The sequence below is a fragment of the Rhizobium sp. CB3060 genome, assembly GCF_025200735.1.
Taxonomy (GTDB): Bacteria; Pseudomonadota; Alphaproteobacteria; order Rhizobiales; family Rhizobiaceae; genus Rhizobium.
Genome location: NZ_CP104159.1, coordinates 522125 through 544593, shown reverse-complemented (window position 1 = coordinate 544593; position 22469 = coordinate 522125). Strand labels below are relative to the sequence as shown.

The following is a 22469-nucleotide window of genomic DNA, read 5'->3' as shown; positions in this document are numbered from 1 at the left end:
GATCCGGCGCCCGCTATTGCTTGGCGCGAGCCTGCATCTTCCGCGGCGCAAGGAAATTCTCCATCGCCTCGAAGGAGAAGGCCGAGATCGGTAGCCTCGTGCCGCCCTCCATCGCGAGATCGGCAAGAATTTCTCCGACGACGCTGGTGAATTTGAAGCCATGGCCGGAACAGGGTGAGGCAACGACGACATTTGGCTCGCCGGGCATGAGATCGATCAGGAAATCCTCGCTCGGCAGCATCGTGTAGCGGCAGGTGATGGCATTGACGCGAAAGCCCGCGGCGGCTGGCAGGCGCTTTGCGATGAAGTTATCCAGGAGCGCCTTGTCCCTGTCATTGACGGGCGGGTTCGGCTGGTTCGGATCGATCGGCTCCATGAAATGCGCATGGCGGCCAATCTTGACGCCGTCGACGCCGATTGCCGGGAAGCCGAAATAGGAACCGTCCTCCCCCTCGTCGCGGAGGAAGGCGGGCATGCGATGCGGCTGCGTCACGAAGCCGTCGCGCGGTTGATACCAGGCAACGACCTGGCGGATCGGATTGGCATACTCCCTCAACTGCGGCACCAGTTCGGCGATCCATGAACCGGTCGAGACGATCACCCGTCTGGCGCGATAGCGGCCTACATCAGATGAAATCGTCACGCCGGCATCATCGGGCTCGATTGCCGTCACCTTCTCGCCGAAATGCAGGACCACGCCATCCTCGGCCGCGAGCTTCAGATAGCCCATGACAGCCGCTTCCGGACGGAGATAGCCACCTTGCGGATCGAGCACCGCAACTTCGTCTTCGTCCAACGCAAAGGCCGGAAAACGCGTCGCCATCGCCTTCCGATCCAGTTCCTCGTGGGGTAGCTGATGCAGCTCGCAGGAAGCCAGGGTGCCGCTGACGATCTTGCTATCCGGCTTGCCGATCTGCAGGACACCGGTGATCGTCAGGATGTCGGTGCGCAGCCGCGCTTCCAGCGCCCGCCAGTTCTCATAGGCGCGCCGCAGCAACGGCACATAGGACGGGTCCTCGAAATAGCCGAGGCGGATCAGCCGGCTGTCGCCATGCGACGAACCCAAGGCATGGGCGGGAAAGTGAGCGTCGATGCCGATCGCCTTGACGCCACGCGCCGAGAGAAAGGAAATTGCCGCGCTTCCCATGGCGCCGAGGCCGATGACGGCGACGTCGAACTGAGCGGTCATAAAGCCATCCTATTTGGCAAAATCGGGCGGCAGCGTCTCGCGAACGAGGTTTCGCAAGGCTTCCATATCGCCGCTCAAGGGCCGGTCGTCGCCATAATGCGGAATACGGTCGCGCACCATCTGGTAGATCACGTCCGTGCCAGCGGCACGGCCTCCCGCGGCACTGAGGAAGTCATGCGCCTGCGCCGCCGCCATCAATTCTATCGCCAGGATATATTCGGCATTGTCGATCACCGCGAGCAGCTTGTTTGCCGCCGCTGTCGGATGCGCCAGGAAATCCTCCTGCAGGCCGGAGGTCAGGCCGCCGTCGGTGCTGGCGGGTGCCGCCAGCCGGCGGTTCTCATTGGCTAGCGCTGCAGCCGTATATTGCGCGATCATGAAACCGGAATTGCTGCCGGCGTCGCTGGCGAGGAAGGGCGGCAGACCGCTGACGAGCGGATTGACCAGCCGATCCGTGCGCCGCTCGCTCATCGCCGCAAGCTGGGCAAGCGCGATCGCGAGGCTGTCGGAGGCCTGTCCGAGTGCCGGAGCAACCGCATGCGCCTCCGACGAGACTATCGGATTCTCCGGCGTGCCGGAAACCGCCGGATTGTCGGTGACGGAAGCAAGCTCTTGGTCGACAACATCTGCGGAATTGTCGAAGACGTCGCGTGCCGCGCCATGGGCATGCGGAATGGCGCGCAGGCTGAGAGCGTCCTGGGTACGCCGGCCCAAAGCCGCGGCAACGAGGCCGCTGCCCTGCAGCCGGGCGCGCAGCGATGCGCCGACCGTGGCAATGCCCTTGGAGGGGCGCAGCGCCAACACGGCGTCATCGAATGCCGCCGCCTGACACCCTGCGGCTTCCAGCGTCAGCGCCGCGACTGCATCGGCCCAGGCGAGCAGGCGCTCGGCGCGCGCCAATGCCACGCTGGAAAGACCAGTGGCGCAGGCCGTGCCGTTGACGAGGCTCAGTCCTTCCTTGGCGCCGAGTACGAGCGGTTCAAGACCGATCGCCGCCAATGCCTCACGACCGGACATGGCTTTACCGGCGACCTTGGCACTGCCCTCCCCGATCAGCACCAGCGCTGTATGGGCATTGTGCGTCAAATACCCGGCCGAACCTTTCGAGGGCACGTCGGGAATGCAATCCTTTTCGAGAAAGGCCGCGAGATGACTGACGACCGCCAGTCTTACGCCGGAATGGCCATGGGAAAAATTGGCGATCTGAGCGGCGATAATGGCGCGCACTTCACGCGGCGCCAGCAGCTCTCCGACGCCGCAGGCGTGGCTGAGGATGATATTACGCGACAGGCGGCTTTGCGATTCACGGTCGACCACCGTATCCGACAGCGCGCCGACGCCGGTATTGACGCCATAGGCGCGCACGCCGGTCTCGACGATGCGTTCGACAATCCGGCTCGCATAGGTGATGCGCTCCCGGACGGCGGGCGCAAGCGACAGAGGCGCGCCCTCCGCCACGCTGGCAATATCCCGCCAACCGAGCACCGTGCGAAGCGTGATCGTCATGTCGGGGTTCCGAAATGACCGATGAACTGGCGGAAGGCCGGCGAGGCGCCGCTGCCGAACATTTCCTGCGGCGGGCCGCTGCTTTCGATCAGGCCCTCGCGCATGAAGACGACACGGTTGGAGACGTTGCGGGCAAAGCTCATCTCGTGCGTGACGACGAGCATGGTCATGCCCTCTTCCGCCAGGGAACGCATGACGCGCAGCACTTCGCCAACCAGCTCGGGATCGAGCGCCGAGGTCGGCTCGTCGAAGAGCATGACCTTCGGCTTCATGGCGAGCGAGCGGGCGATCGCCGCGCGCTGCTGCTGGCCGCCGGAGAGGAGCGCCGGATAGGCATGACGCTTGTCGGCGATGCCGACCTTTTCCAACAACGCTTCAGCTTCGGCGATGCACTCGGCCCGCGGCCGCTTCAGCACATGCACCGGCCCCTCAATGACGTTCTGCAGGATCGTCATGTGGGACCAGAGATTGAAGGACTGGAACACCATGCCTAGCTCGGAGCGGATATGATCCACTTGTTTCTGGCTCGCCGGCTTGGTTTTGCCGCCCTTGTGCACCATGCGGATCTGCTCACCATCGACCCAGATTTCGCCGTCGGTGGCGGTCTCCAAAAGATTGATGCAGCGCAGGAAGGTGGATTTGCCCGAGCCGGAGGCGCCTAGCAGCGAGATGACGTCGCCGTCCTGCGCATCGAGGGAAATGCCGCGCAAAACCTCGTGCGTACCGAAGCTCTTGCGGATATTACGGACCGAAAGTCGGGTGACGCCGGGCATGATCTCTCCAATCCAGATCTAGGCCAGTTGCCTCACGCCTTCAGCGCCGCCGGAACGGCGCGACGATGGCGGGACAGACGATATTCCAGCAGGCCGAGCGCCTGCAGAATGATGAAATTCAAGATGAGGTAGATGGCCGCCGCGCAGAGGAAGACCTCCATCGTGCGGTAGGTATGCGAGATCAATCGCTGGGCAACGCCAGTCACTTCCCAGACGGTGACGAGACTTGCGAGCGCCGTCGACTTCATCATCAGCACGATTTCCGTCGAATAGGCAGGCAATGCGTGACGGAAGGCGATCGGCGCCAGGACACGCCGCACCAGCAGGAAGCCGGACATGCCGATCGAACGCGCCGCCTCGATCTCGCGCGGCGAGACGGCGCGAATGCCGCCCCGGAAGATCTCCGCCGTATAACCGGCGGTGCAAAGCGCCAGCGACAGCACGGCACAGACGAAAGGCTCGCGCAGCAGCGGCCAGAGAGGCCCGTAACGGATGAATCCGAACTGGGCGAGCCCGTAAAAGATGAGGAACATCTGGATGAGCAGCGGCGAGCCGCGGAAGATGAAGATGTAGCCCTTAGCGATGGCGGTGAAGATCGGATTGCCGCCGACCCGCATCCAGACGATCAGGATAGCGAGGACGCCGCCGATGGCGATCGACAAGAAAAACAGCGCCAGCGTCGTCGGCAGAGCTTCGAGCAGGGTGAGCATGGTCTGTCCGAGAAAAGCGAAATCCATGATCGATCCTCAGGCCTGGCCCATTGCGGAGGGCATGCTGCGATTGGCGCGCCGTTCGGCGCCGTTGAAGATACGATCCGACAGGCTCGTCAAAATGAGATAGAGCGCGCCGCCCACGATGAAGAACAGGAAATATTGCCGCGTCGAACCGGCGGCGACCTGGCTGGTGCGCATCAGCTCGGCAAGGCCGGTGACCGAAATCAGCGCCGAATCCTTGAGGCTCAACTGCCAGACATTGCCCATGCCGGGAATAGCGTAGCGCAGCACTTGCGGCATGATGATGCGCCGAAATCTCAAGCCTTTATGCATCCCGATCGCCGAGGCGGCTTCAAGCTCGCCCTTGGAAATAGCGAGATAGGCGCCGCGGAACACTTCCGCCTGATAGGCGCCGGAGATGATGCCGACGGCGAGCGCACCGGCAGCAAAGGACGGCATCCCCAGAAACCCTTCATAGCCGAGGGATTTGCCGATGCTGGTTATGGCGCTCGAGCCGCCGAAATAGATAAGATAGATGATGAGCAGTTCCGGCACGCCGCGGAAAACGGTTGTATAGACGTTTCCAAGCGTCTTCAGGATGAGATTGCCGGAAAGCTTCGCCGCCGCGATGATGGCGCCGAAGACAGCGCCGATCGCCAATGCGACCGCGGTAACGCATAGCGTCATCAGCGCCCCGAGCAGAAGCAGAGCGCCCCATCCGGTCGAGCCGAAACCGATCAATTGCAATATCGCCATCTCGTTCGTTCCCCGTACCGAGCGGTCTGTTTTCTTGATTAGCCAAACATAACATGCGGGAAGCGGCATTGAAGCCGAGAGCCGGCGCCTCCGTCATCCGGAAGCGCCGGCGAACGATCATTCCTGCGGCGAGACGTCCGTCTTGAACCACTTCATGGAGAGGTTCTTCACGGTGCCGTCGGCAAGTGCCGACTTGATTGCCGCGCTGAACATGTCGCGCAGGTCCGTGTCGGACTTGCGGACGCCGAGGCCTTCGCCGACGCCCCAGATCGGGCCGGCGACTTGCGGGCCGGTGAAGGCGAGTGCGCCGTTGGCGGCATCGAAAGCGGTCTGGAAATAGACGGCATCGTCGAAGCCGAGATCGATTCGGCCGTTCTGCAGATCGAGGTCACGGTCGGCGCCGGTCTTGTATTCGCGGATCGTCGCGACGTCGCCGAAATTGTCGTAGATGAACTTGGCATAAACGGTAGCGGCCTGAATGCCGATGGTCTTGCCCTTAAAGGCCGCCTTCAGCGCGTCGATCTCCTTAACGCCGGTCTGGCCGGGCGTCATCTTGACGGTTGCGCCGGTGCCGGCAGCATTGGCCAGCGGGCTATCCTTAGCGGTCGCGAAAGCGGCCGGTGTCGCGGCATAGGGAACGGTGAAGTCGATGACCTGCTTGCGCTCGTCGGTGATCGACAGCGCATCCATGATCACATCGAACTTGCCGGCGTTCAAAGCCGGGATCATGCCGTCCCAATCGGAGGCCACGAGCTTGCATTCAACCTTCGCCCGCTCGCACAGCACCTTGGCCAGCTCCGGTTCGAAGCCGCCGAGCGTGCCGTCGGAGTTGGTCAGGTTCCACGGCGCATAAGCGCCTTCGAGCGTGATGGTAACGGTCTTCCAGTCCTTTGCTTGGGCCGCAGGGCCGGCGAGAACGGTGAGCGCCAGAGCGCTGGAAAGAAGGGCATGTCTAATCTTCATCGATGTTCTCCTCTTGAGATCGAAATAGCCAATTTCTTTTTACGCCAGTCTTCGCCGGCTTGCCGGTCGCGGACCTCATTTGCTGGTCACATCGATCGGATGGTTGTATAGGGTACCATATGTGATATTTTGTGTTATGCAAGTGCCAAGTCGATTTACAATGCGAATTTCGCGACTGCACAAGGATTAGGCAATGAAACGCGCTACCGATCGGAAACGTGAGCTGGCCGAAAACGACTCCGGTCCGCTTTACGCCGGCGTCAAGCAGATGATCCTGGATCGAATCCACAGCGGCGAATGGCCGCCGAAGCATCGCGTACCCTCTGAAAACGAGCTGGTCGTCGAACTAGGCGTCAGCAAGATGACTGCCAACCGGGCGCTGCGGGAGCTTGCCAATGAAGGCGAACTCGTTCGCATCCAGGGCGTGGGCTCCTTCGTCGCCGAGCGCAAAGGGTATTCGGCATTATTCGAGGTGCGCAACATAGCCGATGAGATCGCCGAGCGCGGCCATGTCCACGAGGCCTCCGTCGTCGTTTTGGCCCGGGAAACCGCCTCTCCCGAGGTTGCGGACGCGCTGGAGCTGGAGATCGGCGCAGCGGTTTTCCACTCGCTGATCGTCCACAGCGAAAATGGCGTTCCGGTGCAGATCGAGGACCGTTTCGTTCATCCCGAAGCAGCGCCCGAATATCTCGAGCAGGATTTCACGACGCTGACGCCGAATGCCTATCTGACGGCTGCCGCCCCGCTCAGCGGTTCAGAACACATCGTCGAGGCCGCAATGCCGCAACCCTGGGAATGCAAGCTCCTGACCGTCCTGAAAACCGAGCCGTGCCTGGCGATCCGCCGGCGCACCTGGTCAGCGCGACAGGTCGTCTCCATCGCCCGCCTCGTCTATCCCGGACACCGGTATCGGCTGGAAGCACGCAGCGGCAAGATGTTCGAGGAATAAAAATGCCGATCAACTTGTATATGGAAGATCATGCACTTATGCGATGAGTGCGTTCGAGAACGCACTCAGCCACCGCCCCGCCTCTCCCTGCTCTTCACGGCCGGATCCGGCAGCACCGTGCCAAACACGTGATCCCAGAAAAGCGACGAGACACCATAATTCCCCTCATCGATGGAAGCGTGATGCTGCGCGTGCCAGCGCTTGGCGCGGTAGAGATAGGTGCCATGCGGAATTCGCCAGTGATGCATGGCATGATGCATCGTGCCATAGGTGAGATAGCCAAGCGTCATGCCGACGGTGAAGCCTGACGCCATGCCGAAGCCGAAAGCGCACCACGACGGCAACAACACGCCCGTGGCCATGAAAGACAGGCTTAGCCAGATCGGCGTGTCGATCAGCTCGGTCGGCGCGTGGTGATGTTGGATGTGCATATCGCGCACATAAACGACGTGATGCAGCACGAAACGGTGGATAAGATACTCGACCAGCGTCCATGCGGCTGCGCCGATCACGATCGCGGCGAGCCAGATCAAAGGCCGGCCATCATAGCCCCAAGCAAAATAGGCAGCGATCAGTCCGGCAGTGATGATCGGGTAGACGGCAAAATCCGTATAATAAGCGATCGCATTTGGTTTTCGCGAGAGAGAGCGCCTCATATGGCTTGCTCGCTGCATTGACTGCGAAGATTCGTCATAAGATTCTTCTTCATTCTCTACAGGCAGAAACGATTCACGTGCCTCTGTCGCCGTTTGATTGAGAACGCGCAAAGAAGCGAAAGCACTTTAATATCTGCATATGAGCGGGATTCGCCCTCATGTGCAGGCCGCTTCAAGGCCGAGACAGAGCGGCCAGCCCATGGTTAAACCGCATTCCACTCCATTTCGCTCGCAAGAAGCCGGGCGCTGAAACCCGCCTACCGCGAAGCAGCATAGAAGCATGCCGAACAAGATGTGTCTTAAAAAAATGACAGGCAAGTGACGCACCGCCGAGGTCTGGCGATATAGGCGACATTATATAACGAAAGAGCGACCAACACGATTGGGCGGCGTGTTGGTCGCTCTGCGTAGCGACGGGTACTTCCGGTTGGGGGGCCTTTTCGCACCCGCCGCAGCGGTCGTTCAATCATCCGGATCTGTTACGTCGTCCGATGGCGCCGGTGTCGATGCTTCCAACGCATCGCGAACCTGATCTATCTTTCCGACGGCGGGGCCGACACCCAGGACATCCTTGGCCTCCGCCAGCGTTCTATCTGTCACGACGCCATTTTTCGAAGCCTGAGCAAGCGCCGAACGAAGCGCGTCATCACTGAGGGCTGGGTCTGTCGGTATAGCATCGGTTCCGTTCTGCATTTCGAATTCGGCATAGTCCCTGACATAGGCCGCGATTGCTGCGAATTTCGGATCCTTGGAATTCATGTAGGCATGATAGTTCCGCTTGAGGGAATTGAGGCTACCAAGCTCCGCCGCCTGCGTTTTAACCTTGGTCACGTTATGTTTCTCAAGCTTCTGATTGGCAACAGCCGACTTCGAGACGTGAGGCGCGTGCTTGACGTGGCCCACATTGGTATCCACATCCCCATCCGTGTCGCTTGAATCCGCGTCATCGGACTTAGCATGACTCGAATTGGCGCTGCCGTGGCTCCCGCTATTACCATTACCGCCGCCGTTTCCATGGCCGCCGCCGTTGCCGTTTCCGTTTCCGCCCTTGGCATACGCGAGGCTTGTGAGACCCACAACGGCGCCACCGGCCGGAACAACGGCGAGCGTCACGGCGATAATGGTCGTTCCGAAGACTGATCCGAATTTCATATGCTTCTTCCTTTCATTCCAAACGTGCGCCCTTCCGGTGCTACGCAACGGTGATGAGGGACGAGGGACGAGCAACGGGCAACCACGCCGCTCGCCCCACGCAACCGCGACGCGGGACGAGCAACGAGCAACCGCGTTGATCGCCACAATATTGCTAGAAAAGAAAGTTTCTACATGGGTCAGACCAATGCCATCGGTGATCGGACCTTAGCCTGATCGCCGATATGGCCGAAAGTCTCATCGATTCAACGGGGCTCGGGGGACGTCAATTCCGAGACTTGCCGGTGAGATGAATTTTCGCCATTTGACGCGCTGCCCGGCTACGATAGGTATGCCGTATTGGGTGGTTATCGCTGAAAGTAGCCAGACATGCAGACGAGTCTTAAATCAATGCTGTCGCCGGTTCGTTTACTCGCGAGCTGGAATTCTCAATCGCTGGCGAAACAATTTCTGCTGATCGGCGGTTTCGTTTCCGCCTGCGCGCTGCTTCTCGTCGGCGCTTTCGTCACCAACCTTATCGAGGAGGCTGTCACGCGCAACTCCGCCGCCAGCACCGCTCTCTATGTCGACAGCGTCATAGCGCCTTTGCTCCCCGATATGCAGACGACGGAGGTTCTGGACGATACGGTGACTCACGCTCTCGACGAAACACTCGGCGAGGGTGCGCTTGGCAGCCGCCTCATGTCCTTTCGCCTGTGGCGTAACGACGGCACCATCCTTTATTCCAACGACAAAAACCTCATGGGCAAACAGTTCCCGCTCAGCAATGACCTGAAAACGGCATTTGCCGGCACGATGGTGGCGCAGTTCAACCAGCTTGATGACGTCGAAAGCGTTGCCGAGCGCAACAGTGGCAAGCCGCTTCTGGAGATCTACAATCCGGTCCTCCAGCCCTGGTCGGGCAAAGTCGTGGCCGTTTCCGAATTTTATGAGGTGGCGTACGATTTCGAGCGCAGCCTGAACCAGGCGCGTTTCAGAAGCTGGGTGGCTGTCGCCCTGTTCACGCTGACGTTCTTTCTCATTCTTTCCGTTATCGTCCTTCGCGGAAGCCGAACGATCGAAAGCCAGCGCAGCGCCTTGAAAGCACGCATCGGCGAGCTATCGACGCTTCTGCAGCAGAACGAGATTTTGCACGCCCGCGTTCAAAGAGCCTCACAACGCGCTGCTTCCCTCAATGAAAGCTACCTCAGGCGCATCGGTGCCGATTTGCATGATGGCCCCGCCCAACTCGTTGCCTATGCATCGCTGAGATTGGACAGCGAGGCCCTGATCAATTCACGCACTCCGGCGCGCGAGCGAGAGCGATCGCTTGCCGCAATTAAGTCGAGCCTGGACGATGCGATGGCAGATATTAGAAGCATCTGCAGCGGGCTGGTGCTGCCGCATATCGAATCGGCAAACCTGCCCGAACTATTGCAGCGTGCCGTGCGCTCCCATGAGCAACGAACCGGCATTGCGGTCGGCTTATCCATTTCCGGCACGACGCAAGAGCTTTCGACATCCACCAAGATATGTATATACCGCTTCGTTCAAGAAGCGCTGAATAATGGCTATCGCCATGGTAAGGGCGCAGCACAGCAAGTAAAACAAACAATCGACGGCGGGCAGATCACAATAGCAGTATCGGATGAGGGACCCGGCTTCGATCCGGCCTATATACCGCCAAGCAGTATCGGTTTGGCAGGTCTGAGAGAGCGGGTAGAAAGCCTCGGAGGCACTTTCGAATTAAAGTCTTCCGAAAGTGGCACCGTGGTTCAAATGTCGCTGAACGCAATGGAAATGGAGCAGATATGACGACGGCAATCAGTCTGGCGGTGATCGATGATCATCCGCTGTTCCGGGAAGGGGTCATTCGCAGCCTTGGCGAGATCGACGGCTTTGCGATCGTTGGCGAAGGCAGCACGAAGGAAGATGCGATCCGAATATCCGAGAACGAACGTCCAGACGTTTTGTTGTTGGATATCTCCATGCCTGGCGGGGGCCTGAACGCACTTCCGCTGATCCTCGAGCGGGTGCCGGGTCAGAAGATCGTGATGCTGACGGTTTCTGAAGCAAACGACGATGTGACGACGGCTCTCAAGAGCGGGGCGAAGGGATATGTGCTGAAGGGGGTAGGATCGAGAGCGCTGGCTGACATCCTCCGCACCGTGGCTTCGGGAGAAAGCTATGTCGCCCCCACTCTTTCCGCTCGCCTGATCTCCGGCGACGGCAACGCCTCCTCGAAAAAAGCGGATCTCCTGCGCGACTTGACAGGCCGGGAAAGCGAGGTCCTTCAGCTCGTTGCGGAAGGATTGAGCAATAAGCATATCGGGCTGAAGCTAGACCTCCACGAAAAGACGGTGAAGCATCATATGACCCAGATTTTCGCCAAATTGGGTGTTGCAAACCGAACGGAGGCTGCGATGGCCTTTCGCGATGCGCTTGAAAACCGGGGTTAGAGCAATTCCAGGAAAAGTGCGAAGCGATTTTCCGTCCGGAATGCGTAAAAACAAAGAGATAGAGCGGAAAAGCGCTTCCGTGAAACGCTGAACCGCTCTAGTGAAGGAAGGACTTCAGTCTCCGCTGATCGGCTGCGGTCGCGTTACGATTGATGATGGTGCGACCCTTCGAATCCTTCATGACATAACGTCCATTTTCTATTTCTTCGCTCATGCCGTCATCGTGGCGCACCGTCATCGATGCGTCATCATCGCTTGAGTCGTCCGCGTCGGTTTGGGTCGAGGTAGCGCTTTTTCCGTTGGCTTTGCCATTGCCGTTTCCACCGGCATTTCCATTGCTGCCGCCGTTTCCGCTATTACCGCCGCCGTTACCATTGCCGCCGCCGTTGCCATTACCCCCGCCGTTGCCGCCGCCATTACCATTGCCGCCGCCGTTACCATTGCCTCCGCTTTTTGCATCCGCGGTTTGCGCGACAAGCCCGATGGAGGATCCACGAATCTCGACGGTATAAGGCGTTGCCACAAGCACAAGCGTAAAGGATGCACCGAGAAGAACGGCGATCGACTTTCCGCGTAAAGACATAGCTGGCCTCCCACACGTTTATGAACGCACACTGCGCGAAAAAGATCGTGCAGTCACCAAATTGAAAACAGCCTTCCGCCACGACATCACATCGTTTTTGCGGACGGAGCCGTCAACCTTTGTCTCGGCAAAAACGCCAATCTCGGACTTCTGCAATTTCGACTAAGACCTTGGTCCCAGCTTGCTATCGGACAAAGGTCGGAAGGAAGGCTGGACTGAAGCCTGAATGGGGAACAGCGCGATTGAAAGGGTGCCCGCCCTGCGCTTACTACTGCTTGGAAAGATAGTGACCACACTGACGAAGGGGTGGGGATGAATGTCTTTCGTCACGCTCTGCGGCAGATGGGAAAGGGGCCATCTGTCTGGGGCACGCTCGACAACTCATTTGTTTTGATCGCAGTCGCAGATGCGGCGCGGAGCACGCATGGCGCCCGGACGGGCGCCAGCACAGAAATTCCCGACGGCTTTTCCGGTTTATATCGAAGGGACCGGGTGCGAAAGGCATCAAAATGACAACACAGTGGAAGACGTACCTGGATCAGACGAAACCGCCCGGCGCCATTGTTGATTTCTCAGCCGCTGCTTTCGTCCTCCAGGTCGCGATCAATCTCCGATTCGCCCTGAACTTTGTCGAAGCGACTCCTGAATGTCATTACCTCGCGGAGCGCGTTATGGCATCTGCGGAAATATATGGCCAGGCGAGACAGGCAGGTTCGGCGCCCTCATTTACCGATGCGGAGAAGGCATTGGCAGAAGCCGTAACGCTTCTCGCCATCGAAATGAAACATTGCCCTTCAGCATCGCACCGTGCCGACGTCCCCTTGAACCCGAGCTATCCAGCCGCAACGTCTCAGCCGACAACGATCGACAGAAATCCATTCGGACACGCATCCTTGTAGCCTCCGTCCCGGGAGTGCGTCGGCAATATCTCTCGCAGTCTTCCATGCCGGCAAGGCTGGTCGCTCCGCCAGCGGAATTTGCATGCTTTGGCTTATCGCCGACAGCAGCAAAACCGTTATTCGATGACGCGCGCCCTCAATTCCCTGGATGGCACGAGGCAGGTCTCGTATTTGCCGGAAAGGCGATACCTATGTCTGGCGATCAGATCGTAGGCCGCGTTGGCCAGCCGCCGAGGCATCAGGTTCACCACCGCAAGCAGGCTCCAAGGAAAACCGAGACACCGCATGGCGGTGGCGAAGGCGTCCATCTTCGTGTGCAGGATGCCGTCAACGATCACCAAGTTGGTCGATAAATCCGTCGGATCGAGGCCGTAGTGCCGATAAAGCGCCTGTCCAAGCGGAGACTGCGCGGCCGTGAACAGGAAACGACCGGAAGGGTCGTGAGCGAAGACAAAACGGATGAACGACGAACAGAAAATGCACTCATGGTCGAAAACGATAAGACCCTTTTCATGATCGTGAGGCGGCACGTCCGGGTCGTTCCTGAAACTGTATGAGGCAAGTTCGGTCATCAGCATTATCTCCGAAGTGGAGTGAACGTCGCGCCACCTTTCGCGTCAAGTGAAAGCTGCAGCGGCGCTTCATTTCGGCAAGACCTGACACCTCCAGCCTTACGGCTGACTTTCTCCCGGCGTTGCAGGCAACGTCGTCCGGAACGGCGCGTCAAACCCAAAAACCTTTCCGATGAGATAATCCAAGGACAAACGTCCCGGCCCCCAGGCCATTACGCCGAGCGCCATCGCCGCCCAAGTGATATGAACGGGCCATCCATCAGGAACGGTCAGCTCCACGATGGCGGTCATGGCGAGAAGACCGGTCGCGGCAAAACGTGTGGCAAGGCCGAGCACGAGGAGGGTTGAAAATACGACCTCCCCCGAACCCGATAGGAATGCCATCACCGCCGGTGCGGGATAGGGATATGGTCCACCCGGAAGATGGAGCATGAACTCATCCGAAAAGAGCTCCACGGCCGTATCGCTCAACTGCAGGAATCCGTCCCATTTGAGGATACCGGAACGCCAAAATGGCACGGCCAATCCGACACGCAGGACGAGTTGCACCAGGGATGGCTGCGCGATCGTATGTATCAACCGGCTTGCTTTTTCGACCAATCCGACGATCGGTGCGAACGGCTTGCCGGCAACCGAAGTGTCAAGTGTTTTCGACATCGGAATTCTCCACGTAAATCTCAGTAAAAGCGCCGGCTTCGATCATCTCGGCGATCATGCCGGCGAGATCGAACGCAGGATTGACGTTCAGAGCTGCTGCCGCAGCCGATCCCAGGCTACCACCGTCGGCGAGGCATATGAGGAACGAGGCCCCACCCGGCTGCAGCAGCCGAACCACGACGTCGAGTTCCGGCCGCGTGATCAGCGCGTCCTCGGGAACGACGCACTCGATGCGCTCCACCGGCTCGGAGCCTCGGTTGGCGACGAAGATCGTCACGGCCGGAAATTTGGAAGACAGAATTCTTGTCGCCGGATGGGCGCGAAATCGAAGCTCGGATAACTCGTGCGGCGCGACGGCCGACAAATCATCTGCCGAGATCACCGGGCAATCGGCGGCGTGATAGGCGTCCAGCCAGGCCCGCTCCAGCCGCGCGACATCGCCCAGCCACGGCATCGGCTGTGCGTATTCGTAGGCATCGATGAAAGCGGGAAAGTGGTGACCATATTCGAACAAAAGCGGTGAGGTCGGCGGCGTCTCGCGAATGTGGAAGCGCGCCATCGCACGAAAGAAATCCGATCCCGTTATGCGCTGGGTCGCCGGGAAAATCGCGGCCAGTGCCTCGATTAGGCTCACGGTGACGTTGTTGCGGTAGACGTTGTAGCGCTTGTCGGCAGCTTTCCCATGCGCGCCGACAAGGGAAGCCGGCGTTTGTTGTTCGGGGTTCAACAGCGACTTGGAAAACGTCGAAGCGAATGACGGGTCGCCGCGCCCGATGGACAGGACTTCAGCGGAACGCATGGGATTTGCCCAAGGTTTGAGATTGCCGATCGAGGATCGCTTGCGCTGCGACAGCCTCGGCCCTCAAGACCGGCCAATCGGGAATTTTGCTGTCCCATTCGGCCAGCGAGGGAATCGCACCGCATCGCTCGATGACGATCTCATAGAGACGCCAGACGGCATCCGCGACAGGCCCGTCGTGACTATCGATCAACAGCAGCTCGCCTTCATCATCCGTCTGCTCCGCATGACCTGCGAGATGGATCTCACCGACTTTCGACAGGGGGAAATCGGCAAGATAGTCCAGCGCCGAATAGCCGTGGTTCGTGGCCGAAACAAAGACGTTGTTGACGTCGAGCAAAAGACCGCAGCCGGTCCGCTTTGCAATCGCACCGAGAAAATCCGTTTCGCTCATGGAGGATTCGGCGAAAAGCACGTAAGTCGATGGATTTTCCAGCAGAATGGGACGTCCGATCGCCGTCTGCATTTCGTCGATGTGATCGCAGACATGCATGAGCGTGGCGCTCGTATATGGCAGGGGCAGCAGATCATTCAGATAGGTATTCTCGTGGGTCGACCATGCCAGGTGCTCGGACACGAGGGCTGGCTCATATCTGATCACCAGCTCGCGAAAACGCCGGAGATGGTCCTTGTTCAGGGGTTGTGGCCCACCGAGGGACATGCAGACGCCATGGAGCGAGATCGGGTGGTCTCGACGCACAAGCTCAAGGGCGTGATGGGGCGGGCCGCCGGCGCCCATATAGTTCTCTGCATGAATTTCGAAAAATCCTTGCCGTCCTGTTTCCGCGAGTATGGCAGGCAGATGTTCCGGCTTGAAGCTCGTGCCTGCCAAGTCATGAACAGAATAGGAGGGAAAGCGGAGCTCGGCACCCGCTTCGACGACAGGAGCGACGGTTCGATTGTGGGCGTTCATCATGTCTTCTCCGCTTTCCGATAGCCGGGTCGATCAGAGGTCGCGCTTGAGGGGCATTAGCGAGCCGTGGCGACCGCCGGGAATGTCGAGCGAGGCGCAGGTGCCACCCTGAACAAACTTCCAGGAATTGCCCTGGAAATCGACGGTCGACGTGCCCTGGCAAGTGGTTCCCGGGCCGGCGGCGCAATCGTTTTGGCCCTTCAGCGCAACACCGTAGCACTTCTCCTTGTGAGCCGCGATGGCAGCACTGGCTTCAGCCTTCGTCAGCGGTGCGGCGGCGGCCATGGACGCAAGCGCCGTCGTAACCGCGCCGGCGAGCAGGACAGAACTCACAGTAGCTTTCAGCATGAACTATCTCCATTTGGGTTCGTTAACGCCCCTGTCTTGGGGGCACGTCAGGTACTCGTTCGCAGGAGGAGATTCGTTACAGCCGAGATTGTCACGAAGGCGTGATCGCCGGCACGTCGGCCAATCGGATGGCACGGCGGGCGATTGAGGGATGCTGTTCGGGAAGATTGCCGCGCAATATATTGGCGACCGCGCGCCATGGCGGAGCAGAGGACGACATTGGGCCGCATTGCCTGCAATGGCATAGATGTCGCGAACCGCCGGGCGCGAAACCCGGCGGTTAGGATGTCTCTCTTACAAGCCTACATTCACCCGCTGGCCCATCCCGTGGGCACGCGGCGAACACGTTCCTTGAAGCGTTTATCTGGCAGGACGCAATTGCAGCCTCGACACACCAGCAGCAACGTTAAGTCCCGTACCAGCTTCGCCACTCAGCGGCTGCAGACCGAAATTCTTCGAAGAGCCGCCAACGAGCGCGTTTGCTCCCAAACCGACGCCCACTGCGGCGCCGGCGGATGCGCCGACATAGCTGCCGGCCAAAGCGCCTTCGCCGGCGCGAGTCGGATGGATGCTGTAGACGACCCAGCTCAGATAGGACTTGCCTGTCACGCCGATGTCGACACCGAGCTTGCCGATGGAGCCAACATAGTGTTCTGACGGACCTGAACTTCGCTTGAACCTGCAATCGACGGATTTATTGGAGCCGATAATCATACCGACGCCTCCCGCAACTTGGCAGGAAAGTGTGCCGAGGCGCTCCTTAGGCCCTGCCTCGACCTGTTCCTTGTGGGTGTGTTTTTGCGACCGATGCACCGTCGCTGCGTCGGCGGCAGGAACGGCGAGCCCGAGCGAGACTGCGGTGACAATAAGAGCAAGCTTTTTCATAAGGTTTCCTCCTAGATCATTCGCACCTCCCTCAACGCACCGGACGGAAGTTCGTTCGCAAGATTCATTCCCAATGCGTGATCTTTCGCCACAAACCAGACGGAAGACATCCCGCCATCGTCGTCAGATCAAGCCATACTGCTTGGCCTTATTGCGCAGGAACGGCAGGCCGTTGCCCATGACTTCCTCCTCATCCTTGGCGACGGGGCGCCAGACCGACAGTCCGTAGGCCAACTCCGGCGGCATGTTGATGAAGCTTTCCATCGCAAGCCCGCCCTTGAAACCGATAGCGGCGAGCGTCGCGTAGATCTCATCCCAATCGCAGGTGCCATAGCCGGGCGTGCCCCGGTCGCTTTCCGACAGATGGATGTATTTCAGGTGATCGCGCGCCGCCAGGATGCCGTTGCCGACGCCCTTTTCCTCGATGTTCATGTGGTAGGTATCGAGATGGACGAACACGTTGTCGGCGCCTACCCGCTCGATCATCTCGACCGCCTGGCGGCCGGTATTGATGAGATGGTTCTCGTAGCGATTGACCGCCTCGACACCGAGCTCGATGCCGCGGCCCTTGGCATGCTTGGCTGCGGCTGTCAAAACCCGGGCGATGTTGTCATACTCCCTTTGCGTCGGGGGTACGCCCGTGCGCTCACCGATGCCGCCGTAGATCACGCCGGACAGGGCCTCACCGCCAAGATCAGCCGTCTTGTCGATCGCGATGGCAAGATGGTCGATTGCCGCTTCGGGGCGAACGGACGCCCAGGCGCGTTCGGGAAGTCCGAGCGAACAAACGGCCCGAAGCTTATGTTTTTCCAGCAACGCCTTGGTATGGGCCGTATCGACTGCGGGCGGATTGAGCATGGGGATTTCGATGAAATCCACCTTGTATTTGACGGCGGCGGCGACGGCCCGCTCGGCCCCTGCCCGGTCCCAGTTCATCGTCCACATGCTGGTATGAACACCGAAGCCTTCCATAGCTCTCATCCTTTTCTATTGTTGAGAAATTTGTAGTGGGAGGCGACCCAGCGCAGGAACATTACGCCGACGAGGAGCAGGCCCCAGACAGCAGTCGCCAGATGCTGGTTGGCTCCCATCAGGTTCAGCCCCGAAGACAGAAGCTGCAGAACGACCAGCGCCACGAAGACGGGGATCACGCGGCCGAAGCCGCCAAACGGATTGACGCCGCCCAGGAAGCAGGCGAGCACCGTGATCAGCAGATAGGATTCGCCGTGGCCGACGCGGACGGAATTGAAACGCGCCAGCATGATGATGCCGGCCACCGCGCACATGGCGCCGGAGAGCGTGTAAACGAGTACGACGACCTTGCGCGTGTTGACGCCGGAATAGCGCGCAGCCTCGATATTGGAGCCGATCATATAGGTATTGAAGCCAAGCTTCATGCGCGTCAGCAGCAGATGCCAGACGAGAACGCAGACGATGAAGATGATCAGGGGCACGGGGATGCCGAGCAGCGACCCATGCCCCAACGGCCGGATGAAATCCGGAAAACCGGATACGTCACCGCCCCGGGTGAGAAATTCGCCAAGGCCGCGCAGGAAGATCATCATCGAAAGCGATACGAGAATGGGATGGGCGCGCGTATAGGCGATGACGCAACCCATTATCACGCCGCTCGCCGCGCCGGCTGCGAGCGCCAGCACACATCCGAGGGCGAATGCCAAAGGTCCGGCATCCACCCCGCCATTTGCCTGCAGCACCCAGGCAACCGTCAATCCGGCGATATTCGCCGTGAACGTTATGGCCAGGTTGAGCCCACCCGTTAGAATAGGCAGCAGCATCGCCAGCGTCAGGAGGCCAAGCTCGGGCAGTTGGAAAGCAACCGAACCGAAGGTCGCCTGGCTCAGAAATTGCGGCGAAGCGAGCCCGAAAAAGATCATCACCGCAATGAAGGCGAAGAAGGGACCAGCCATCTCCGGGCCCAGGCGTTTCTGGAAACTTTCGACGAGAATGGTCATCGTGTCTGCCCCTCCCTGCGCAGGAGCGGCACAAGCTTGTCGATCCGCGTATTCGATAGCGTGATGGCGACCAGAATGATGGCGCCGATGATCATCTTGAACGCAAAGGGCGAGACGCCCATCAGATTGAGGCCGTTCTGCGTGATGGAGATCAGTAGCACGCCGAGAACGCAGCCGAGCACCGATCCCTTGCCGCCGCCGAGACGCGCACCGCCGAGAACTACTGCAGCGAGCACGTCAAGTTCGCGACCGTAGAGCGCATTCGGGACCACTTCCTGCGCATAATGCGCCTGCACCAGCCCGCCGATGCCGGCCATCAACCCCAGCCAGCCGAAAGCGATGAATTGCATCGCGCCGATATTGATGCCGAAACGGCGCGCCCCTTCGGGATTGTCGCCAAAGGCATAGAGCTGCCGGCCGATGGTGGTGCGGGTGATGAGTACCCAGGTGGCGACGACGCAAATCACCATGACCAGGACCGGAAGCGTGATCTCGATCCAGGTGCCGTCGGGCATCTCATGCTCGAACAGCACGACCTTGTCCGTGAGCCAGTCGGGCAAGTCGTAGATCGACACGCCCTTGGTGAAGAACATGAGAAGCCCGAAATAGATGTTGAAGGTGGAGATGGTCGCGACGATCGAAATGATCCGGAAGCGATGGATCAGGAAAGCGTTGATCGCTCCGAGCAGGATGCCGATCGATCCGGCGATGATGAGGCCGGAAACCCAGCCTCCCCCGCCGATCCAACCAAGCGCGATCGCCGTCACATATTGCACGACGGACGCACCGACGGCGAAGGAGATATCGATGCCGCCGGCGATCAGAACAACCAGCAGGCCGACGGCGAAGATGATGTTGACGGCGCTGATATTCAGGAGATCGAAGGCATTGCCGAGGGAGAAGAAATTATCCGTGGCGAAAGACAGGAAGGCGCAGATGACGATCATCACTGTCAGCAGGGAACTTTCCGTCGCATGGGTGCTGATGAAATTACGCATAGACGGCAGCCTCGATATCGTGAAGGGAACATTGCCGTGGATCGAACGCGCCGATGATCCTGCCCTGCGCCATGTGCAGCACGCGGTCCGCATTGAAATAGACCTCGGGCACCTCGTCGGAAATCAGGATGATCGCCAGCCCGGTTTCTGCGAGCTTGGCGACGATGTCGAAGATGCCGGCCCGCGCGCCGACGTCAACGCCGACGGTTGGCGCATCGAGGATCAAAAGCTTGGGGTCGGTCGCCAGCCATTTGGCAATGGCGACGCGCTGTTGATTGCCGCCTGACAAGGTCGAAATCGCATCCTCCGGCAACCCGATCTTGATACCGAGTTGGCGGATCCAGCGGGTGACAAGGCTTTCCTTCCTATCCTCCGAGAGGAAGCCGCCGGAGAGGATCTTGCGCAGCGACGAGATCACGAGATTGTCGGCGATCGATTGCGGTTGGATGAGGCCGAGCGACAGGCGATCCTCGGAAAGATAGGCGATGCCTGCCTGGATCGCATCGCGATTGGAGGAGAAACGCACCGTCCTGCCATCAAGCGCGATGGTTCCGGAATCCGGTCTCGTCATACCGAAGAGAGCAAGGGCAAGTTCCGTCCGCCCGGCACCAAGGAGGCCCGTAATGCCAAGCGTTTCGCCACGCCGCACCGTCAGCGAAATATCCTCGAACTGACCGCGCCGGCTGAGCGACCTGACATCGAGGACAACGGGCTGCTGATCCTTCGGCGTCGCCCGAACATGTGTGTCGAAGGTCTTTCCCGTCATCAGTTCGGTGATGCGGGATTGTGTCATGCCCTCGGTCGGATAAACGCCGACAAGCGCACCGTCCCGAAGCACCGTCAACCTGCTCGATATGTCGAGCACTTCCGCAAGCCGGTGGCTGACGAAGACGACAGCGACGCCGGAGGCAGAGAGATTGCGGACGATCTCGAGAAGGTGGTTGGTTTCGGACTGGGTGAGCGAGGCGGTCGGCTCGTCCATGAAGACGATCTTCGCTTCGCCGACCAAGGCGCGGGCAATGGCCACGATCTGCCGTTGGGCGATTGCGAATTCCTTGAGCGGCAGATCGACATCGAGCGCAACGCCCAGCCGTTTCAGCGCGTTCATCGCAAGCTGCCGCATCTGCGCGTAATTGACGAGGCGGGGCCAGCGGCCGAGCACCGTCTGAAACGCGATGTTTTCGGCTACGCTCATCTCTGGAAACAGCGCGAGATCCTGCCAGATGACCTGGATTCCCTTCGCCTGCGCGGTCACGGGCGACATATGGGAATAGGTCTGGCCGTCATATTCGATGATGGCGCCGGGCGCCGGACGATAGACACCGGTGATGATCTTGATCAGCGTGCTTTTGCCCGAGCCGTTCTCGCCGGCAAGGCAGTGAACCTCGCCCGGATGGACCTCGAAGGCCACGTTCTTCAAGGCTTTGACGCCACCGAACGTTATGTTGATGTCGCGAAGAGATAGCAGCGCTCCGCCGCTCGCATTCGCGCTTTCGATCTCAGACATGCGGATCCGCCCGTCATACCTTGGATGGGTGAGGACATGCCGGGCCAGCCGAAGCCGGCCCAGCCTGCCGGGAGAACCGGTCTTGTTTCAGAGGCCCATTGCCGCGAGATCGGCAACCGTCTTCTTGTTGATCGGAACGAGCTGGTCCACGATAATGTTGTGCTTTTCGAAGTCCGGATGGATCGTGCCCAAGCCTTCGATCTGCTCGCCGTCCTTGATCTGCTCACCCTTCATCAGCTTCTGCGAAAGTGTCACGAACACCTCTCCCGCCTGCTTGGGGTTCCACATGAAGCCGCCGGAAATCGCGTCCGATTTCAGGAGTTTCTGTCCTTGTCCGGGGGAGAACGGGCCAAGCACGAAGATCTTGCCGACCTTGCGACGCTCTTCGATCGCGCGGCCTGCGCCGATCGGACCCTGACTGCCGAAGGCGAGGAAGCCTTTGAGATCCGGATGGGCGGAAATGAGATCGAGCGCCGTGCTGCGGCTCTTGTCGACGTCTTCTGCCACGCCGTAACGATCGCCGACGAGCTTCATATCCGGATAATTCTTCTTGAGATAGGCAATCGCCGCATCGGCCCAGGCATTGTGCAGCGGCACCGTCAGCGAACCGACGAAGACTGCATATTCGCCCTTGCCACCCATTTTCTCGGCGAGAAGCTTGGCGTGCGCTTCACCGAAGCCGGTCGAGGAGGCAAGCTCGAAGTCCCAGTCTGCGCCCTTCTGGCCCGGCGATTCATGTGTAATGACGATGATACCCTTTTCTTTCGCCTTGCTGAGAACGGGCTCGAGAACCTTGGCATCGTTGGGAACGACGCCGATGACCTTGACGCCCTGGGCGATCAGATCCTCGATGGCGCGCACCTGAAGCGCCGGATCGGCGCTTGTCGGACCGATCATCGAGGCATCGACGCCGAGTTTCTTTCCCTGCTCCTTGATGCCGGCTTCCATGGCATTGAACCATGGGATGCCGCCGATCTTCACGACGATGCCGACCTTGCCGGTGTCCTGCGCAAAGGCCATTGTGGCGGTCGCAAGCGACAGCGACGCTGCGAGCGCAGCCACGATAAATCTCTTCATGATCTTCTCCTCCACAGTTCCCCTCGGGGAACAAACAGGCGCGCCTAGACCGACGGCCTTCCTCCCGGCGTGGGTGGCGAATAGATGCCCCGCCACCCTTTGGCAGCCGCTTCCTCAAACGGCACCATTGTTGTGCACAATCGATCTTTCTTTTTTGCACAAT

Annotated in this window: 24 protein-coding genes; 3 read left to right on the top strand and 21 right to left on the bottom strand. The window is 59.7% G+C overall.

Annotated elements, in window-relative coordinates:
* Nucleotides 1–13: 13 nt before the first annotated feature.
* From solA to N2601_RS21925, 6 genes are all read right to left on the bottom strand, one after another.
* Entirely contained in the window at nucleotides 14–1189 is a 1176-nt protein-coding gene (solA, locus tag N2601_RS21950; RefSeq protein WP_260304894.1) for an N-methyl-L-tryptophan oxidase, read from the bottom strand.
* 9 nt (nucleotides 1190–1198) lie between these two features.
* Entirely contained in the window at nucleotides 1199–2695 is a 1497-nt protein-coding gene (locus N2601_RS21945; protein WP_260304893.1) for an HAL/PAL/TAL family ammonia-lyase, read from the bottom strand.
* Nucleotides 2692–3468 carry an ABC transporter ATP-binding protein gene (locus tag N2601_RS21940; protein WP_120707645.1) on the bottom strand — a complete coding sequence of 259 codons (777 nt, stop codon included), beginning with the start codon at nucleotides 3466–3468 and terminating at the stop codon, nucleotides 2692–2694. The genes N2601_RS21945 and N2601_RS21940 overlap by 4 nt, the downstream gene beginning before the upstream one ends.
* Before the next feature lie 32 nt (nucleotides 3469–3500).
* A complete protein-coding gene (locus tag N2601_RS21935; RefSeq protein WP_104826453.1) occupies nucleotides 3501–4205 on the bottom strand; it encodes an ABC transporter permease in 705 nt (234 codons plus the stop codon).
* Between the two features lie 9 nt (nucleotides 4206–4214).
* Entirely contained in the window at nucleotides 4215–4937 is a 723-nt protein-coding gene (locus N2601_RS21930) for an ABC transporter permease (RefSeq protein WP_260304892.1), read from the bottom strand.
* A gap of 117 nt (nucleotides 4938–5054) precedes the next feature.
* Nucleotides 5055–5900 (bottom strand): transporter substrate-binding domain-containing protein, encoded by an 846-nt coding sequence (locus N2601_RS21925; RefSeq protein WP_260304891.1) that lies wholly within the window; start codon nucleotides 5898–5900, stop codon nucleotides 5055–5057.
* Between the two features lie 193 nt (nucleotides 5901–6093).
* Between N2601_RS21925 and hutC the strand changes: the two genes are divergently transcribed.
* Nucleotides 6094–6849 (top strand): histidine utilization repressor, encoded by a 756-nt coding sequence (gene hutC / locus N2601_RS21920; RefSeq protein WP_104826450.1) that lies wholly within the window; start codon nucleotides 6094–6096, stop codon nucleotides 6847–6849.
* 65 nt (nucleotides 6850–6914) lie between these two features.
* Here hutC and N2601_RS21915 read toward each other — a convergent pair whose 3' ends face one another.
* A complete protein-coding gene (locus N2601_RS21915) occupies nucleotides 6915–7505 on the bottom strand; it encodes a sterol desaturase family protein (RefSeq protein WP_260304890.1) in 591 nt (196 codons plus the stop codon).
* A 462-nt stretch (nucleotides 7506–7967) separates the two neighbouring features.
* The gene (locus tag N2601_RS21910) at nucleotides 7968–8657 is read right to left on the bottom strand and encodes a hypothetical protein (RefSeq protein WP_260304889.1); all 690 of its coding nucleotides are present in this window, start codon (nucleotides 8655–8657) and stop codon (nucleotides 7968–7970) included.
* Nucleotides 8658–9026: 369 nt separating this feature from the next.
* On the opposite strand from N2601_RS21910, the gene N2601_RS21905 reads away from it, so the two are divergent.
* Nucleotides 9027–10451, top strand: a complete 1425-nt coding sequence (locus N2601_RS21905; protein WP_260304888.1) for a sensor histidine kinase — start codon at nucleotides 9027–9029, stop codon at nucleotides 10449–10451.
* A complete protein-coding gene (locus N2601_RS21900; protein WP_260304887.1) occupies nucleotides 10448–11095 on the top strand; it encodes a response regulator in 648 nt (215 codons plus the stop codon). Before N2601_RS21905 ends, N2601_RS21900 begins: the two co-directional genes overlap by 4 nt.
* A gap of 97 nt (nucleotides 11096–11192) precedes the next feature.
* On the opposite strand, the gene N2601_RS21895 is transcribed toward N2601_RS21900, so the two are convergent.
* The 13 genes from N2601_RS21895 to N2601_RS21835 form a co-directional block, all read right to left on the bottom strand.
* A complete protein-coding gene (locus N2601_RS21895) occupies nucleotides 11193–11678 on the bottom strand; it encodes a hypothetical protein (RefSeq protein WP_260304886.1) in 486 nt (161 codons plus the stop codon).
* Between the two features lie 1015 nt (nucleotides 11679–12693).
* Nucleotides 12694–13149, bottom strand: coding sequence for a thiol-disulfide oxidoreductase DCC family protein (locus N2601_RS21890; RefSeq protein ID WP_260304885.1), 456 nt, complete (start codon nucleotides 13147–13149; stop codon nucleotides 12694–12696).
* A gap of 99 nt (nucleotides 13150–13248) precedes the next feature.
* Nucleotides 13249–13806, bottom strand: a complete 558-nt coding sequence (locus N2601_RS21885) for a DoxX family protein (protein WP_260304884.1) — start codon at nucleotides 13804–13806, stop codon at nucleotides 13249–13251.
* Complete coding sequence (locus N2601_RS21880; protein WP_260304883.1) at nucleotides 13790–14605, bottom strand: HvfC/BufC N-terminal domain-containing protein; 816 nt, start codon at nucleotides 14603–14605, stop codon at nucleotides 13790–13792. The genes N2601_RS21885 and N2601_RS21880 overlap by 17 nt, the downstream gene beginning before the upstream one ends.
* Nucleotides 14592–15518, bottom strand: a complete 927-nt coding sequence (bufB, locus tag N2601_RS21875; protein ID WP_260305225.1) for an MNIO family bufferin maturase — start codon at nucleotides 15516–15518, stop codon at nucleotides 14592–14594. The genes N2601_RS21880 and bufB overlap by 14 nt, the downstream gene beginning before the upstream one ends.
* A gap of 33 nt (nucleotides 15519–15551) precedes the next feature.
* Nucleotides 15552–15866 carry a BufA1 family periplasmic bufferin-type metallophore gene (locus tag N2601_RS21870; protein WP_104826442.1) on the bottom strand — a complete coding sequence of 105 codons (315 nt, stop codon included), beginning with the start codon at nucleotides 15864–15866 and terminating at the stop codon, nucleotides 15552–15554.
* 91 nt (nucleotides 15867–15957) lie between these two features.
* Nucleotides 15958–16086 (bottom strand): hypothetical protein, encoded by a 129-nt coding sequence (locus tag N2601_RS21865; protein ID WP_260304882.1) that lies wholly within the window; start codon nucleotides 16084–16086, stop codon nucleotides 15958–15960.
* 140 nt (nucleotides 16087–16226) lie between these two features.
* Nucleotides 16227–16751, bottom strand: a complete 525-nt coding sequence (locus N2601_RS21860) for a DUF992 domain-containing protein (protein WP_104826441.1) — start codon at nucleotides 16749–16751, stop codon at nucleotides 16227–16229.
* 123 nt (nucleotides 16752–16874) lie between these two features.
* Entirely contained in the window at nucleotides 16875–17723 is an 849-nt protein-coding gene (locus tag N2601_RS21855) for a sugar phosphate isomerase/epimerase family protein (protein WP_260304881.1), read from the bottom strand.
* 5 nt (nucleotides 17724–17728) lie between these two features.
* Nucleotides 17729–18724, bottom strand: coding sequence for an ABC transporter permease (locus N2601_RS21850; RefSeq protein ID WP_260304880.1), 996 nt, complete (start codon nucleotides 18722–18724; stop codon nucleotides 17729–17731).
* On the bottom strand, nucleotides 18721–19722 hold the full coding sequence (locus N2601_RS21845; protein WP_260304879.1) for an ABC transporter permease: 1002 nt from the start codon (nucleotides 19720–19722) through the stop codon (nucleotides 18721–18723). Before N2601_RS21845 ends, N2601_RS21850 begins: the two co-directional genes overlap by 4 nt.
* Entirely contained in the window at nucleotides 19715–21229 is a 1515-nt protein-coding gene (locus tag N2601_RS21840; RefSeq protein WP_260304878.1) for a sugar ABC transporter ATP-binding protein, read from the bottom strand. Before N2601_RS21840 ends, N2601_RS21845 begins: the two co-directional genes overlap by 8 nt.
* A gap of 87 nt (nucleotides 21230–21316) precedes the next feature.
* Complete coding sequence (locus N2601_RS21835) at nucleotides 21317–22306, bottom strand: autoinducer 2 ABC transporter substrate-binding protein (protein WP_199773642.1); 990 nt, start codon at nucleotides 22304–22306, stop codon at nucleotides 21317–21319.
* Nucleotides 22307–22469 lie beyond the last annotated feature (163 nt).

Excerpts from the sequence above, each read along its gene's own strand:
- solA (WP_260304894.1), bottom strand. The coding sequence starts at position 1,189 with ATGACCGCTCAGTTCGACGTCGCCGTCATCGGCCTCGGCGCCATGGGA.
- N2601_RS21945 (WP_260304893.1), bottom strand. The coding sequence starts at position 2,695 with ATGACGATCACGCTTCGCACGGTGCTCGGTTGGCGGGATATTGCCAGC.
- N2601_RS21940 (WP_120707645.1), bottom strand. The coding sequence starts at position 3,468 with ATGCCCGGCGTCACCCGACTTTCGGTCCGTAATATCCGCAAGAGCTTC.
- N2601_RS21935 (WP_104826453.1), bottom strand. The coding sequence starts at position 4,205 with ATGGATTTCGCTTTTCTCGGACAGACCATGCTCACCCTGCTCGAAGCT.
- N2601_RS21930 (WP_260304892.1), bottom strand. The coding sequence starts at position 4,937 with ATGGCGATATTGCAATTGATCGGTTTCGGCTCGACCGGATGGGGCGCT.
- N2601_RS21925 (WP_260304891.1), bottom strand. The coding sequence starts at position 5,900 with ATGAAGATTAGACATGCCCTTCTTTCCAGCGCTCTGGCGCTCACCGTT.
- hutC (WP_104826450.1), top strand. The coding sequence starts at position 6,094 with ATGAAACGCGCTACCGATCGGAAACGTGAGCTGGCCGAAAACGACTCC.
- N2601_RS21915 (WP_260304890.1), bottom strand. The coding sequence starts at position 7,505 with ATGAGGCGCTCTCTCTCGCGAAAACCAAATGCGATCGCTTATTATACG.
- N2601_RS21910 (WP_260304889.1), bottom strand. The coding sequence starts at position 8,657 with ATGAAATTCGGATCAGTCTTCGGAACGACCATTATCGCCGTGACGCTC.
- N2601_RS21905 (WP_260304888.1), top strand. The coding sequence starts at position 9,027 with ATGCAGACGAGTCTTAAATCAATGCTGTCGCCGGTTCGTTTACTCGCG.
- N2601_RS21900 (WP_260304887.1), top strand. The coding sequence starts at position 10,448 with ATGACGACGGCAATCAGTCTGGCGGTGATCGATGATCATCCGCTGTTC.
- N2601_RS21895 (WP_260304886.1), bottom strand. The coding sequence starts at position 11,678 with ATGTCTTTACGCGGAAAGTCGATCGCCGTTCTTCTCGGTGCATCCTTT.
- N2601_RS21890 (WP_260304885.1), bottom strand. The coding sequence starts at position 13,149 with ATGACCGAACTTGCCTCATACAGTTTCAGGAACGACCCGGACGTGCCG.
- N2601_RS21885 (WP_260304884.1), bottom strand. The coding sequence starts at position 13,806 with ATGTCGAAAACACTTGACACTTCGGTTGCCGGCAAGCCGTTCGCACCG.
- N2601_RS21880 (WP_260304883.1), bottom strand. The coding sequence starts at position 14,605 with ATGCGTTCCGCTGAAGTCCTGTCCATCGGGCGCGGCGACCCGTCATTC.
- bufB (WP_260305225.1), bottom strand. The coding sequence starts at position 15,518 with ATGAACGCCCACAATCGAACCGTCGCTCCTGTCGTCGAAGCGGGTGCC.
- N2601_RS21870 (WP_104826442.1), bottom strand. The coding sequence starts at position 15,866 with ATGCTGAAAGCTACTGTGAGTTCTGTCCTGCTCGCCGGCGCGGTTACG.
- N2601_RS21865 (WP_260304882.1), bottom strand. The coding sequence starts at position 16,086 with ATGTCGTCCTCTGCTCCGCCATGGCGCGCGGTCGCCAATATATTGCGC.
- N2601_RS21860 (WP_104826441.1), bottom strand. The coding sequence starts at position 16,751 with ATGAAAAAGCTTGCTCTTATTGTCACCGCAGTCTCGCTCGGGCTCGCC.
- N2601_RS21855 (WP_260304881.1), bottom strand. The coding sequence starts at position 17,723 with ATGGAAGGCTTCGGTGTTCATACCAGCATGTGGACGATGAACTGGGAC.
- N2601_RS21850 (WP_260304880.1), bottom strand. The coding sequence starts at position 18,724 with ATGACCATTCTCGTCGAAAGTTTCCAGAAACGCCTGGGCCCGGAGATG.
- N2601_RS21845 (WP_260304879.1), bottom strand. The coding sequence starts at position 19,722 with ATGCGTAATTTCATCAGCACCCATGCGACGGAAAGTTCCCTGCTGACA.
- N2601_RS21840 (WP_260304878.1), bottom strand. The coding sequence starts at position 21,229 with ATGTCTGAGATCGAAAGCGCGAATGCGAGCGGCGGAGCGCTGCTATCT.
- N2601_RS21835 (WP_199773642.1), bottom strand. The coding sequence starts at position 22,306 with ATGAAGAGATTTATCGTGGCTGCGCTCGCAGCGTCGCTGTCGCTTGCG.